Raw genomic sequence first — 14,094 nt, 5'->3', positions numbered from 1 at the left:
CACCCCGCTCAGTTCTGGTTGAAGAAGCCGTCCTCGGCGCGGTGGCCGTTCTCGTTGACGATCTGGGTGTCGGCCGGGGTCAGGAGGAAGACCCTGGTCGCCACCCGCTCGATCGAGCCGCGCAGGCCGAAGGTCAGTCCGGCGGCGAAGTCGACCACGCGCTTGGCGTCCGCCGGGTCCATGGAGGAGAGGTTGACGATGACCGGGACCCCGTCCCGGAACAGCTCGCCGATGGCGCGGGCGTCCCGGAAGCCGTCCGGCGTGACCGTGGCGATCCGGCGGCCCCGCTCCACGGCGGAGTCCGTGGCCACGCGGACCCGCGGGTCGGTGACCCACGCGTCGGCCTGCGGGCTCCGGGGTGCCTTCGGGTACTCGGCGTACCCGGCGTGCTCGTCGTCGTAGTAACGCTCGTCGTCGCTGTCCTCGACGAGACCCAGCCAGGCACTGGCCTTGCGCACCGAACCCATGGACGCCTCCTTTCAGCGCTGCTTTGCGTCCTGCTCTGCACTGCTGTGTGTGCTGCTGTGTGTGCTGCTTCCCGGAACCTGCCCGTTCAGCAATCCCTATGGTCGTCCATGATGCTGACAGCGCGCCAAGTGGATAGCCGCCGCGCAGGGGTTTCGTGACGGTTCTGGTGCAGAACATGCGGCCCACCGTCTAGGTTGTGCACGCCTACGACTGCTGACTGAGTGAAAATACGATCCATCACTCCATCCGGGTGGGGAGCGCGGCGTACGGGTGAACGAGCGTGCCCGATACGATGCCCCGCACGCGCGCGCACCACACACGGGGGAGCACCATGTTCGGGATCGTCAGGCCATGCACGCACACCCTCGGTGACCGGTACAAAAGCGCATGGATGGCCCATCTCTGCGGGCTCTGCCTGGCACTTCGCGGGGACCACGGACAGCTGGCCCGGGTCGTCACGAACTACGACGGGCTGCTCGTCTCGGTGCTGACGGAGGCTCAGACCGGCCGCGACCCCCGCACCCGGCGCACGGCGGGGCCCTGCCCGCTGCGCGGGATGCGCACCGCCTCGGTGGCCTTCGGCGAGGGCGCCCGGCTCGCGGCGGCCGTCTCCCTGGTCCTCGCCTCCGCGAAGGTCCGCGACCACGTCGCCGACCGCGACGGGCTGTTGGCGCGGGCCCCGCTCGCCAAGGCCGCCCGCCGCGTCGCGCGCTCCTGGGACCGGGCTGGCGCCCGTACCGGCGCCTCGCTCGGCTTCGACACGGCCGTGCTCGTCGACGCCGTCGACCGGCAGGCGGACATCGAGGCGCTCGCCGGACCCGGCACCCCGCTGCTGACCGTCACCGAGCCCACCGAGACCGCCACGGCCGCCGCCTTCGCGCATACCGCGCAACTCGCCGGACGGCCAGGCAACGCCCCCGCGCTCGCCGAGGCGGGCCGGCTCTTCGGCCGCCTCGCGCACCTCCTCGACGCCGTCGAGGACCTGGAGGCGGACGCCGAGGCCGGGGCCTGGAACCCCCTCACGGCCACCGGGACCTCCCTCGCCGAGGCCCGCCGGCTCGCCGACGACGCCCTCCACGGGGTCCGGCTCGCCCTCAAGGACGCCGAATTCGCCGACGGCGGCCTCGCGCACGTCCTGCTCGCCCACGAGCTCGGCACCTCCATCGACCGCGCGTTCGGCACCCGCAGCTGCGGGCACACCGGCACCGACCCCGGCGGCCGGGGCCTCCTGGCCTCCTCGCAGCAGCCCTACGGCGGCGGGAACCCGTACGGCGGGGGCGGGAACCCCTACGGTGGCGGGGGAGCGGGCGGGCACGGCGGCCACCCCGGCGGCCCGTACCCCGGCGGCGGCGCGTACGGCTCCGGCGGCCCCGGGCTGCCGCCCCACGGCCCCGGCAGTGGCAGCGGCTCCGGGGGCTCGGCCGGCCGGCCCCCGCGGCGCGGCTTCTGGGAGGGCTGCGCGGTGGCGATCCCGCTGTTCTGCAGCTGCAAGGTCTGCTGCGCCAAGGAGTACGAGGGCCCCTGGTCGCGCAAGCGCCGCGAGGGCTGCTGCCGGGACTGCGACTGCGACTGCGGCGACTGCTGCTGCTGCCCCTGCGACGGCTGCTGACCCCCGCCCGGGACCCGGGCCCGCGGCTCCGGCCCGAGGCCCGCAGGGCCGCACGGCCCGTCCGCAGCAGGCTCCGGCCGGGCCCCGCCGCCCACGTGCGCGTTCGCGGAGCAGGTCGTCCGCCCCCTTCCCCCGGCGGGCAGCACGCTGCCGTTCGGGGTCCCGGTGGGTGCGGGACGACTGAAACCGGCTCCCGCGGAGGAAAACTGACGCGAGGACACTTCCGCGGTCACGCGGCGCACCCCCACCGCCGCGGGCCCCCGACCCCAGGGAGGACGACACGTGAGGTTCCAGCGCACCACCCCCCGCACGACCACCCCCGCGCCCGGCCCCGGCACCGCCCCCACCCCCGCCCGGCGCACCGCGACCCGGCTCACCGCCCTCGCCGCCGGGCTCGCCGCCCTGGCCGCGCTCACCGCCCCGGCCGCCGTGGCCGGCCCCGGCCGCCCCGGCGCCGGAGCCGACGGGGGCGCGGGCCGCAGCGCCGAGCGGATCGCCGCCCTCGGCTCCGCGGTGCTCCGGGCCGACGTGCCCGGCACGGCCTGGCACACCGACCCCGCCACCGGCACCCTCGTCGTCGCCGCCGACGACTCCGTCGACGCGTACGGCCTCGCCCGGCTGCGGCGGGCGGCCGGCGGGGACCCCGGCGCCCTGCGCATCGAGCGGATCCCGGGCCGCCTCACCCGGCTGCTCACCGGCGGCGACCCGGTCTGGTCGACCAGCTGGCGCTGCTCCGCGGGCTTCAACGTCCGCCGGGGGGAGACCTACTACTTCCTGACCGCCGGCCACTGCACCCAGGGCGCGCAGGCCTGGTATTCCGACGCGGCCCGGGCCACCCCCATCGGCACCACCGAGGGCTCCAGCTTCCCCGTCGACGACTACGGGCTGGTCCGGTACGACAACCCGGCCGTGAGCCGTCCGGGCACCGTCGGGACCCAGGACATCACGAGCGCGGGGGACGCGGCCGTGAACATGCGCGTGACCCGGCGCGGCTCCACCACCGGCACCCGCAGCGGCCGCGTCACCGCCCTCAACGCCACCGTCAACTACGGCGGCGGCGACATCGTGTACGGGATGATCCGGACCAACGTGTGCGCGGAACCCGGGGACAGCGGCGGACCGCTGTACTCCGGCAGCCGGGCGATCGGGCTGACCTCGGGCGGCAGCGGCAACTGCACCTGGGGAGGCACCACCTTCTTCCAGCCGGTCACCGAGGTGCTCGCCGCCTACGGGGTCAGCGTCTACTGAGGCGGCCCGCCCCGCACGCCCCTTCGCGCCCCTGGACGTTCCCCCGCCTTCTGGGAGGATGTCCGGGGACGTGCGGCGGGTGCGGCGCATGCGGCGCGGGGCGGCTGACGGGGGTTCGTGCATGAAGCGCATCGGGGTGACCGGGCACCGGACGATCCCGGCCGAGCTCCTCGGCCACGTCGACGAGGCCCTGCGCACCCTGCTCGGCGGGCACGAGGGGCCGCTGGAGGCCCTGTCCAGCCTGGCCGACGGCGCCGACCAGCTCTTCGCGGCCATCGCCCTGGAGTGCGGTGCCGACCTCACGGCGGTCATCCCCAGCGAGGACTACGAGGAGCTGTTCGAGGACGCGGCCGCGCGGGAGCGCTACCGCGCCCTGAAGGACCGGGCCGCCCAGGAGGTCCGGATGGACTTCCGCCACGCCACCGACGAGGCCTACTACGCGGCCGGCACCTTCATCGCGGAGGCCTGCGACCGGCTGGTGGCCGTCTGGGACGGGCTCCCGGCGCGCGGCCTCGGCGGCACCGGCGACATCGTCGAGTACGCCCGCCGCCTCGGCAAGCCGGTCACCGTCATCTGGCGCGACGGGGTGCGGCGCGCCTGAGGTGCAGCCGGAGCCGCGTCAACTGCTGTGCCGGGCAAGCCAGTCGGTGTGCTGGGGGGAGACGTAGCGCTCGGTCTCGTAGACCGCGGAGGGCCACTGGTCCTGCGTGACGGTCGTCTGCATCACCACCATCATGGCGGCGAGGTCCTGCTCGATCAGGGTGTGCGCCTCGATCAGCGGGTGGTGGCGGCGCATCTCGTTCCAGGCGATGCCCGCCGCGGCCGCCGCGCTCAGCAGCCCCGCGGTCCCGGCGCCCGCACCGGACCCGAAGGCCCTCAACACGGCGAAGACCAGGGCGAGTACGGTCAGGAGGACGATCGTCCACGACCACAGGGCGGTCGCGCGCCGCGAGACCTCGGTGCGCCTGCGGTACCAGTTGCGCTGCTCGATGAGCCGGTCGCGGACGTAGGTATCGCGCCGGACCCCGTACGCCCGGCCCCTCAACTGGAGCATGGCGCCGGTGATTTCGCCCCCGGAGGGGATGCCGTCGGCGGCCCCGGAGCCGCGCGGGTCGGTCCAGCCCATCTTCCGGAGCTCGCCGAGGCCCGCCTCCATCCGGGTGCGGAACAGCCCCTCGGGATCCGGGTGCCCGGTGTCGAAGGGCGCGCCGTGTACGGCGTACCGCCAGGCCAGGGACTTGATGAACTCCGCCGCGGAGCGGTTCAGCTGCCACTGCGGGCGGGCCCGGCGCCGGGTGGCGTGCACCCCCACGGCCAGGACGCCCGCGTACGCCAGCGCGCTCAGCGCGCCGAAGAGCCGCAGCGGTCCGACGGGTACGGCCGGCAGGGCCGCGAAGGCGGCGGCGAGCACCAGCAGGAGCAGCTGTGCGCGCGTGGCCTGCGTGGATTCCCGCTGGCGGGAGACCGCGGCCGCGTCCGCGTGGTGGAACAGGGCCGGAAGGTCCTCGTTCCGAAACGTCATGCTGTTCAGCGATCCGGGAAAGTCCGTCACAGCCGCCCCCTCAGTCTGCTGTTCGGGCCCTGCTCTTCTCTCCTCGTGCTCCGCTCGACCTCTCCTGCGCACTCTTTCGATAGAACGCTTGACCTGGGCTCATGTCTCGGTTGCCAATAGTGGCCAGAAGAGTAAAGTCCACACCGACACTAGCGCGTCGCTGTTGTCATTTCCATGCCCATTCCCTAAGGACGGCCGTGAACACCTCTGCAACCCCTTCGACCAGCGAGAAGAACACCCGTGTTCCGCTGGCCCAGATCGACGCCCGCAGCGACGCCGCGACGTCTGCACTCGCCCGGGTGCTGCCGTCCGAATCGGGTCGTCCGCTTCAGCAGCCGATCTTCAACTCCGCGCTCTAGGGGCGAGTTCACGGCCCTAGACTGGTGGAATGACCGGTCTGATCGCTTTTCGCGAGATCGTCCTGAAGGTTCACAGCAGATGTGATCTCGCTTGTGATCATTGCTATGTCTACGAACACGCAGATCAGAGTTGGCGGGCCCGGCCGAAAACGATCTCCGACGAGGTAATCGGCCATACCGCCCGACGGCTCGCCGACCATGCGCGGACCCATGCGCTCCCCTCCGCAACCGTGATCCTCCACGGGGGGGAGCCGCTCCTGGCCGGTCCCGCCCGCCTCCGCCGCGTGTGCGAGGAGTTCACCGCGGCCCTCGACGGCATCGCCGCCCTCGACCTGCGCATCCACACCAACGGCCTCCAGCTCGGCCCGCGCTACCTCGACCTCTTCGCCGAGTACGGGGTCAAGGTCGGCGTCTCCCTCGACGGGGACCGCGCCGCCAACGACCGGCACCGCCGCTTCGCCGACGGCCGCACCAGCCACCCCCTGGTCCTCCGGGCCCTCGACCTGCTCCGCTCGGAGCCGTACCGCCACCTGTACCAGGGCCTGCTGTGCACGGTGGACATCGAGAACGACCCCGTCGCCGTCTTCGACGCGCTCGCCGCCCTCGAACCGCCCCGCATCGACTTCCTGCTGCCGCACGCCACCTGGGAGGCCCCGCCGCCCCGGCCCGGCGGGGTGCCCGACGGCTACGCCCGCTGGCTGCTGCGGATCTTCGACCACTGGGAGCAGCGCGGCCGGCCCGTACCGGTGCGGATGTTCGACTCCCTGCTCAGCACCCTGCGCGGCGGACCCAGCCTGACCGAGTCCCTCGGGCTCGCCCCCACCGACCTGGTCGTGGTCGAGACGGACGGCACCCTGGAGCAGGTCGACTCGCTGAAGACCGCTTTCGAGGGGGCCGCCGCCACGGGCTTCGACGTCTTCCGGCACTCCTTCGACGAGGTCGCCGCCCATCCGGGGGTGCGGGCCCGGCAGCTGGGGCTCGCCGGGGTCAGCGGCCAGTGCCGCTCCTGCCCCGTCGTACGCTCGTGCGGCGGGGGCCTCTACACCCACCGCTACCGTCCCGGCACCGGCTTCGACAACCCCTCCGTCTACTGCGCCGACCTGCGCGAACTGGTCGACGGGGTGGCGGGCCGGACCTCTGCCGACACCGTCCCCGAACTGTCCGCGCCCGCCGAGCTGGACGCCTCCCAGCAGCGGCTGACCCGGGTCCTGCTCGCCGCACTGCATGAGGAGCTGGCCGGGTCCGCCGGGCCGGGCTGGCAGCGCGCCTGGGAGCTGATCGCCGGGATCGAGGCCGCCGGAGCCGGGCCGGCCGCTCTGGACCCCGTGCTCGACCACCCGTACACGCGGACCTGGCTGCTGGACTCGCTGGCGGCCGTACGGGCCGGGGATCCGGCCGGGGCCGGGGCCGCCGGGCTGCTGGGGGCGCTGGCCGCGGCGGCCGCGGTACGGGTCGGGCCGGGCGGCCCGGAGGCCGCGGTGCCCTACCGGGACGGGCAGGCGTACCTGCCGACCCTGGGGCTGCTGAGCGCGGGCCCGGGGGCGGGGCGGGAGGGGCTCCTGCGGGCGGTCGACGGGGGGTTCGCGGTCCGGGAGGGGGCTGCGGAGCACGTGTTCCGGACGGCGGAGGGGGAGCAGCGCTGGCAGCCCGTGCGGATCTGGCGGGAGGCGGCGGGCGGGGCGCCGCGGGTCGTGGTCGACGACCTCGACCCGCACCGCGACTGCTTCAGCCGCCCCCCGCGGCTGCGGCTCGGCGCGGGGGAGGCGGCCCAGTGGCGGGACCGGCTCGACGCCGCCTGGGCGCTGCTGGACGACCGGGTGCCCGAGCTGGCCCGGCAGGCCGCCGGGGCGCTCACCACGCTGACCCCGCTGGCCGGCGGGCCCCGCTCCGGCAGCCGGGGGGAGGCCGGCCGGCACGGTCCCGGGGCCCTGGGCCTGTCCTGGGCGGCCGGGCCGGCCGAGACGGCCCTCGCGCTGCTCACGGGCCGCCGGCGGGCCCGGCTGCGGGCCCTGACGGAGGTCGCCGACCTGTACGCCCTCGACGGGGAGTGGCTGCACGAGTCCCCGTGGCAGGGCCGGCCGGTGCCGGTCTCCCGGCTGCTGGCCGACGTACACGAGCGGGTGGCCGTCGAGGCCTTCCGGCGGGCGGCCCCCGGGGGCGGCGGGGACACCGGCGGCATTCTGCGGGCGCTGGACCGGCTCTCGGCCGCCGCCGAACTCACCACCAGCGGAAAGGGCCTGGTGGAAGACCTCCGGGGAGAACTGAAGGCGGCCGGGTTGTGAACGGCGCCGGGCATTTTCCGGGGGAATTCTCCGAATCGGCCCTCCGCCCCCTGTCCTGATGACCGAAAATAAGCGTTGATTGACTGAAGGTTGAGGGGATGTGGCGTAGGGGCTCCGGAATGATGTTTCTTCGCTCCATCCGATGTGATTAGTTGTCACGGGACGGGGGTCGTGTGCCTTCATCAGCGCAGCGGTACCAGCCGTACTTCTTTCTCAGTTATGCGCACACACCGAGGTACGGAGCCGGAGGGCCCGACCCCGACATGTGGGTCGAGAGGCTCTTCCGTGATCTCTGCGGCCACGTGATGGCCCTGACGGATCTCCCGGCCGGCGCCCCTGCGGGATTCATGGACCGGGAGATACGCTCCGGCGAGGGCTGGTCCGAACGGCTCGGATCGGCGCTCGCCTCCTGCCTGGTCTTCGTACCGCTCTTCTCGCCCCGCTATTTCGCCAGCGAGATGTGCGGAAAGGAGTGGTACGCCTTCGCCCAGCGGGCCATCCGGCACGGAGCGCTCAACAACCAGACCGCCGAGGCGATCGTGCCCGCGCTGTGGGTTCCCGTACCGCCCGAGCAGCTGCCCGGACCCGCCGAGCGGCTCCAGTTCAACCACAACACCTTCGGGGACCGCTACGTCACCGACGGGCTGTACGGGCTCATCAAACTCCGCTCCTACGCCGAGCAGTACGAGCGGGCCGTGTACGAACTGGCCAAGCGCATCGTGCGGGTCGCCGAGACCGTCCGCCTGGAGTCCAGCCGCCCCGTCGACTACCGCCTGGTGCCCAGCGCCTTCGGCGGCGGGGCCCGCGCCCGGATACCCGGCCCCGCCTCCCGCAGCCTCCAGATCACCGTCGCCGCCGGCACCCGGCACGAACTCCCCGAGGGCCGCAGCGGCGACTACTACGGGGACTCCGCCCTCGACTGGAACCCCTACCACCCCGACTCCCGCAGGCCCGTGGCGCACATCGCCGAGGACCTGGTGCGCAACCTCAACTACCAGACCACGCTGGCCTCCTTCGACGACGAGGCCGGCCACTTCGACAGCAAGGCGCCCCCGACCCGGCCGGAGATCCTCCTCGTGGACCGCTGGGCGGTGGCCGACGAGCAGCGCCGCCAGCGCCTGGCCGCCTTCGACCAGGAGCCCCGGCCGTGGGTGAGCGTGGTCGTGCCGTGGAACCGCCTCGACCACCAGAGCCGCGCGAAGGAGAGCGAGTTGGCCCATCGGCTGGAGCACACCATGCCGGTCAAGATGAGTCAGGGGCGGGCCGCGTGCCGGGTCGCCGCCAACGGAGTCAACAACATGGAGGCCCTGGGCCAGATACTCCCGCAGGTGGTCGAGGCCGCCGCGCAGCAGTTCCTCAGACACGCCCAGGTCTACCCGCCCGCCGGCGGCAGCCACGGCGAACGGCCCCGGCTCGTCGGCCCGATGGGCATGACCGGCGGACCCCCGCTCCCGCCCCCCGCCCCGTTCCCGCCCGGGGGCTCGCGCTACGACCAGCCGCACCACGAGCACGCCCTTCCCGAGTACGAGGAATTCGGCCCCGATGCGGAGGACACGGATGACCGCGAGTCGTGACGGACGCATCGTCACCTTCTATTCGTACAAGGGCGGTACGGGCCGCACGATGGCCCTGGCGAACACCGCCTGGATCCTCGCCGCCAACGGCAAGCGGGTCCTCGCCGTGGACTGGGACCTCGAGGCCCCGGGGCTGCACCGGTTCTTCCACCCCTTCCTCGACCCCTCCACCCTCGGCGCCACCACCGGCATCATCGACCTGATCACCGAGTACGCCTGGGCGGCCACCAGCCCCGTCCAGCGCGCCGACGACTGGCACCGCGACTACGCCCGCATCCAGCAGCACGCCGTCTCGCTCACCCCCGAGAACCTCGGCTGGGAGTTCCCGGCGGGCGGCACCCTCGACTTCGTGTCCGCGGGCCGCCAGAACCGCGAGTACTCCGCCACCGTCTCCACCTTCGACTGGGACAACTTCTACGACCGGCTCGGCGGCGGGCTCTTCTTCGACGCGTTACGCGCGGACATGAAGGAGAACTACGACTACGTCCTGATCGACAGCCGCACCGGCCTCAGCGATATCGCCGACATCTGCACCTTCCACCTCCCCGACGTGCTCGTCGACTGCTTCACCCTCTCCGACCAGTCCATCGACGGCGCCGCCGCCGTCGCCCGGCAGGTCTACGAGCGCTACGGCGACCGCGACATCAAGATCTACCCGGTCCCCATGCGCATCGACGAGGGCGAGAAGGAGAAGGCCGACGCCGGCCGGGCCCTGGCCCGCATCAAGTTCGACCGCTTCCCCACCGGGCTCGCCGGGGACGAGGCCACCGCCTACTGGGGCGCCGTCGAGATCCCGTACCGGCCCTACTATGCGTACGAGGAGACCCTCGCCACCTTCGGCGACGAGGCCGGGCTGACCAACTCCCTGCTGTCCGCCTTCGAACGGCTCACCGCCGTGGTCTCCGAGGGCCGGGTCACCGCCATGCCCGCCATCGGCGAGGAGGTGCGGCTGCGGATCCGCGACGCCTTCACCCGCCGCCGCCCGGCCCTGCCCGCCGACCTCTTCCTCTCGTACGTCGCCGAGAACCGCATGTGGGCCGACTGGATCGAGTCCGTGCTCACCCGGGCCGGATTCCGCGTGGTCCCCAAGGACGTCTCCGCCGAACCGGGGCCCGCCGACACGCTCGGCGCCGGATTCAGCATCGACAGCCCCGCCCGCACCGTGGTCCTCCTCTCCAGCGCCTACCTCAAGTCCGCCCGGGCGGTGGACGTCTGGGAGCGGGCCGCCGCCGAGGACCCCACCGGGGGCCGCCGCCACCTGGTCCCGATCCGCGTGGGCGACGTACGCCTCAGCACGCCCTACATCGACCGCAACCCCGTCGACCTCTTCCGGCTCGACGAGAGCCACGCCACCGCCGCCCTGCTGCGCACCCTGGAGCGGCCCGTCCAGCTCGCCGACCCGGTCTCGCCGGGACCGCGGTTCCCGGGCACGGTGCCCAAGATCTGGAACGCGCCGCCGCGCAACCCCGGCTTCACCGGCCGCAGCGTCGTGCTGGAGCGGATGCGCGACCAGCTCGGCGGCGGGATCTCCGTGGTCCTGCCGCAGCCGCAGACCCTCTTCGGGCTCGGCGGGGTCGGCAAGACCCAGGTGGCCCTGGAGTACGTCCACCGCTTCATGGCGGACTACGACCTGGTCTGGTGGATCTCCTCCGAGCAGACCGACGACGTGGTGGCGGGGCTCGCCGAACTCGCCGTCCGGCTCGGGGCGCAGACCGGCGAGGACATGGCGGCCGCCTCGCAGGAGGCCATCGACCTGCTGCGGCGCGGGGTGCCCTCCTCCCGCTGGCTGCTCGTCTTCGACAACGCCGACGACCCGGAGACCCTCAAGCGGTTCTTCCCGCCGGGCGGCCCCGGCCACATCCTGGTGACCTCCCGCAACCAGAGCTGGTCCCAGTACGGGGACGCCCTGCCCGTCGACGTGTTCCTGCGCGAGGAGTCCGTCGAGCACCTCCAGCGGCGCGCGCCCGGGCTCACCCTCGCCGACGCCGACGCCGTCGCCACGGCCGTCGGTGACCTCCCGCTGGCCGTGGAGCAGGCCGGGGCCTGGATCGCCGAGACCGCCACCCCCGTCTCCTCCTACCTGGAGCAGCTGGCCCAGCAGGCCGCCAACGTGCTCGCCCTCAACCAGCCCGCCGGATACCCCGAGCCGGTCGCCGCGACCTGGAACGTCTCGATAGAGCGCCTCCAGAGCCGCTCGCCCGCCGCCGTCCGGCTCCTCCAGCTGTGCGCCTTCTTCGCCCCCGAGCCGATCTCCGCGAACCTCCTGTACAGCAAGGAGATGATCGACGCCCTCAAGCCGTACGACGCCTCCCTCCAGGAGAAGCTGGTCCTCGGCCGGGTCATCCGGGAGATCGGCCGCTTCGCCCTCGCCAAGGTCGACCAGGTCAGCAACAGCATCCAGGTCCACCGGCTCGTCCAGGCCGTGATCCGGGCCCAGTTGAGCGAGGAGGAGCAGCGCGAGGCCCGGCACGCCGTGCACCGGATCCTCGCCGGGGCCCGCCCCGACGACGACGAGCCGATAGACAACCCCGAGACCTGGCCGCGGTTCAACACCATCTGGCCGCACCTGGCCACCTCCGAGGCCCGGTACTGCAAGGAGCCCGAGACCCGCCGGCTGCTCATCGACCGGGTCCGCTACCAGTGGAAGCGCGGGGACTTCAAGGCCGCGCACCAACTCGCCACCGATCTGCGGCAGTCGTGGAAGGAGACCCTCGGCGACAGCGACCTCCAGTACCTCTACCTGCGCTTCCACCTCTCCAACATCCTGCGCTCCCAGGGCCGGTTCGTGGAGGCGAAGGAACTGGACGAGGTCACCCTGGAGCGGCAGCGCCTCGCCCTGGGGCCCTCCCACCCGCACACGTACATGACCACCAGCGGACTGGCGATGAACCTGGGCGCCCTCGGCCAGTACGGCAAGGCGATGGAGCTGGCCACCGAGGCCCACGAGGGCTTCAGCCAGATCTTCCACGAGGCCCACCCGCGCACCCTGGCCGCCGCCAACAACCTCGCGCTCAACCTGCGCATGGTCGGCCAGTACGCCCGCGCCCGGGAGATCGACCAGGAGGTCTTCGACCGGCGCACCGAGGTGCTCGGGCCGGAGCACCCGTACACCCTCTCCTCGGCCCAGAACCTGGCCCGCGACCTGCGCGAGGTCGGCCGGTACGAGGACTCGGTGCAGTTGCTGAGCCGCGCGTACGAGTCCTACAAGCGGACCCTGGGCCGGTCCTTCCCCGGCACCCTGTCGGCGGCGAAGAACCTCGCCGTCTCGCTGCGCCGGGCCGGGCTGCTGGAGGACGCGCTGCGGCTGACCACGGCCACCCGCAACCGCTACCGGGCCAAGTACACCTCGGTCAACCCCGACCTGCTGGCCTGCGATCTGAACCTGGCGGCGGACCTGTTCGCCACCGGGGACCCGCTGGCGGCGCGCGACACCGCCCAGGAGGTCGTGGACGAGTACATGAAGGTGCCGGGGGAGCGGCACCCGTACACCCTCGCGGCGATCAACAACCTGGCCGTGTTCCACTGGGGTTCGGGGGCGCCGGAGACGGCCGAGCCGATGCTGCGCAGCACGATCAGGGTGATGCGCGAGGTGCTGGGCGACAACCACCCGCACACCATCTTCGCCACCCTCAACCTGGCCAACGCCCATGCGGACCTGGGCGATCCGGAGGGGGCGCTGGGGATGGAACGGATCGCGGTCGGGCGGCTGAAGGAGGCGCTGGGGGCCCACCACCCCGAGACCCTCGCCAGCGCCTCCAACATGGCGGTGAGCCTGGACCGGCTCGGCCGCAAGGAGGAGGCGTCGCGGGTGCGCGCGGAGGCGGTGGCCGAGCTCAGCCGGCTGCTGGGGGAGGACCACGGCCTGACCCGGTACGCGCGGGACGAGCGCCGGGTGCACCGGGACCTGGAGCCGCTGGCCGTGTGAGGCGCGGCTGCGGGCGGTACCGCCGGGGAGTCCTTCCGGCGGTACCGCCCGCAGCCGTGTCAGGCGGAGCGCTGCTGGGGCGGGCCCGGGTCGCGCAGCAGCCAGGTGAGGATGTCGGGCAGCGCGCGGAAGGCCGCGAAATGGGCGGCCGCCGGCTCGAAGGAGGCGGTGGCCCCGGGGATCCGGCGGGCCAGCCAGCGGGAGTGCCCGACCGGGGAGAACACGTCCTTCTCTCCGTGCCAGAGCAGGACCGGGCAGCTGATGTCGGCGGGGTCGAAGCCCCAGGGGGCGGCGAGGGCGCGGATATCGTCCAGCCAGCCGTACCCGGACTGTTTGAGGCCCTCGCGGAAGTTGCGCTCCAGCATCTGGCGCAGTCCGGCGTCGGAGACGATCAGCCGGTCGTTCTCGGTCAGCTCGCGGCGCAGGTCTTCGAGGAGCCGGCCCGGATCGCGGGCGATCTCGTCGGAGCGGGGGATCAGGCGGGCGGCGAGCTCCTCGGGGTCGGTGGTGGCGGCGGTGTACTCGCGCACGTTGTACGTGGTCATGCCGTCGAACCAGTCGAGGCCGTCCGCGTCCCGGGGGGCCAGGCCCACGAGGGTGGCGCACCGGGTGACCCGCTGCGGGAGCAGGGCGGCGCAGGCGAGGGCGTGGGGGGCGCCGCCGGAGCGGCCCGCCACGGCGAACGTGTCCATCCCGAGGGAGTCGGCGATCGAGGCCACGTCCGCGGCCACGTCGGCGACGGTGCGCCCGGGATGGCGGTCGGAGTTGCCGTATCCGGGCCGGTCGTAGGCGATGAGCTGCATCCGGCGCTGGTAGAGGACCATGCCGCGGGGGGCCGGGCCCAGTCTGCTGCCGGGGGTGCCGTGGAGCAGGAACACCGGCTTGCCGTTCGGGTCGCCGAGTCTCTCCACCGTCAGATGCCGCCCGTCCGCGGCGCGCACCCGATTGCGCACGCGTTCCCTCCTTCACGGTCGACGCGAGTCGTCACGGTGATTGTGCTCGCTGGGGGAGGAGCACGGTAGGGCGCATTCCGCGTGAAATTCTTGTGAAAACTTTCACAAGCGCACAGGGGTCTTT

Annotated in this window: 10 protein-coding genes; 7 read left to right on the top strand and 3 right to left on the bottom strand. The window is 73.2% G+C overall.

The annotated features are described in order from the left end of the window. Window positions 1–8 precede the first annotated feature (8 nt). Complete coding sequence (locus ACZ7JZ_RS23375) at window positions 9–467, bottom strand: cell division protein SepF (protein WP_470942447.1); 459 nt, start codon at window positions 465–467, stop codon at window positions 9–11. Window positions 468–799: 332 nt separating this feature from the next. On the opposite strand from ACZ7JZ_RS23375, the gene ACZ7JZ_RS23370 reads away from it, so the two are divergent. The 3 genes from ACZ7JZ_RS23370 to ACZ7JZ_RS23360 all read left to right on the top strand — a co-directional run bounded on the left by ACZ7JZ_RS23370 (window position 800) and on the right by ACZ7JZ_RS23360 (window position 3,926). After that, a complete protein-coding gene (locus ACZ7JZ_RS23370; RefSeq protein WP_470942444.1) occupies window positions 800–2,077 on the top strand; it encodes a DUF5685 family protein in 1,278 nt (425 codons plus the stop codon). A 282-nt stretch (window positions 2,078–2,359) separates the two neighbouring features. Beyond that, entirely contained in the window at window positions 2,360–3,325 is a 966-nt protein-coding gene (locus ACZ7JZ_RS23365) for a S1 family peptidase (RefSeq protein WP_470942441.1), read from the top strand. A gap of 121 nt (window positions 3,326–3,446) precedes the next feature. After that, window positions 3,447–3,926, top strand: a complete 480-nt coding sequence (locus ACZ7JZ_RS23360; RefSeq protein WP_470942439.1) for a hypothetical protein — start codon at window positions 3,447–3,449, stop codon at window positions 3,924–3,926. A gap of 18 nt (window positions 3,927–3,944) precedes the next feature. Here ACZ7JZ_RS23360 and ACZ7JZ_RS23355 read toward each other — a convergent pair whose 3' ends face one another. Beyond that, window positions 3,945–4,847, bottom strand: coding sequence for a DUF4231 domain-containing protein (locus tag ACZ7JZ_RS23355; protein WP_470942437.1), 903 nt, complete (start codon window positions 4,845–4,847; stop codon window positions 3,945–3,947). Between the two features lie 227 nt (window positions 4,848–5,074). On the opposite strand from ACZ7JZ_RS23355, the gene fxsA reads away from it, so the two are divergent. From fxsA to fxsT, 4 genes are all read left to right on the top strand, one after another. Further along, a complete protein-coding gene (gene fxsA, locus ACZ7JZ_RS23350) occupies window positions 5,075–5,236 on the top strand; it encodes an FxSxx-COOH cyclophane-containing RiPP peptide (RefSeq protein ID WP_470942435.1) in 162 nt (53 codons plus the stop codon). Window positions 5,237–5,265: 29 nt separating this feature from the next. Next, the gene (fxsBH, locus tag ACZ7JZ_RS23345; protein WP_470942433.1) at window positions 5,266–7,518 is read left to right on the top strand and encodes a radical SAM/SPASM protein FxsBH, inactivated beta-hydroxylase extension form; all 2,253 of its coding nucleotides are present in this window, start codon (window positions 5,266–5,268) and stop codon (window positions 7,516–7,518) included. 152 nt (window positions 7,519–7,670) lie between these two features. Next, window positions 7,671–9,092: a TIR-like protein FxsC gene (locus ACZ7JZ_RS23340; protein ID WP_470942430.1), complete on the top strand. Its 1,422-nt coding sequence runs from the start codon at window positions 7,671–7,673 to the stop codon at window positions 9,090–9,092. Then, entirely contained in the window at window positions 9,076–13,017 is a 3,942-nt protein-coding gene (gene fxsT, locus ACZ7JZ_RS23335) for an FxSxx-COOH system tetratricopeptide repeat protein (RefSeq protein WP_470942426.1), read from the top strand. Before ACZ7JZ_RS23340 ends, fxsT begins: the two co-directional genes overlap by 17 nt. Before the next feature lie 59 nt (window positions 13,018–13,076). Here the strand turns inward: fxsT and ACZ7JZ_RS23330 are convergent, their stop codons facing one another. Beyond that, window positions 13,077–13,970: an alpha/beta fold hydrolase gene (locus tag ACZ7JZ_RS23330; protein WP_470942424.1), complete on the bottom strand. Its 894-nt coding sequence runs from the start codon at window positions 13,968–13,970 to the stop codon at window positions 13,077–13,079. Window positions 13,971–14,094: the final 124 nt, after the last annotated feature.

The organism is Streptomyces sp. NPDC038213 (assembly GCF_055600495.1).
The sequence above is the reverse complement of the archived record's forward strand: the minus strand, read 5'-3'. Positions and strand labels throughout refer to the sequence as shown.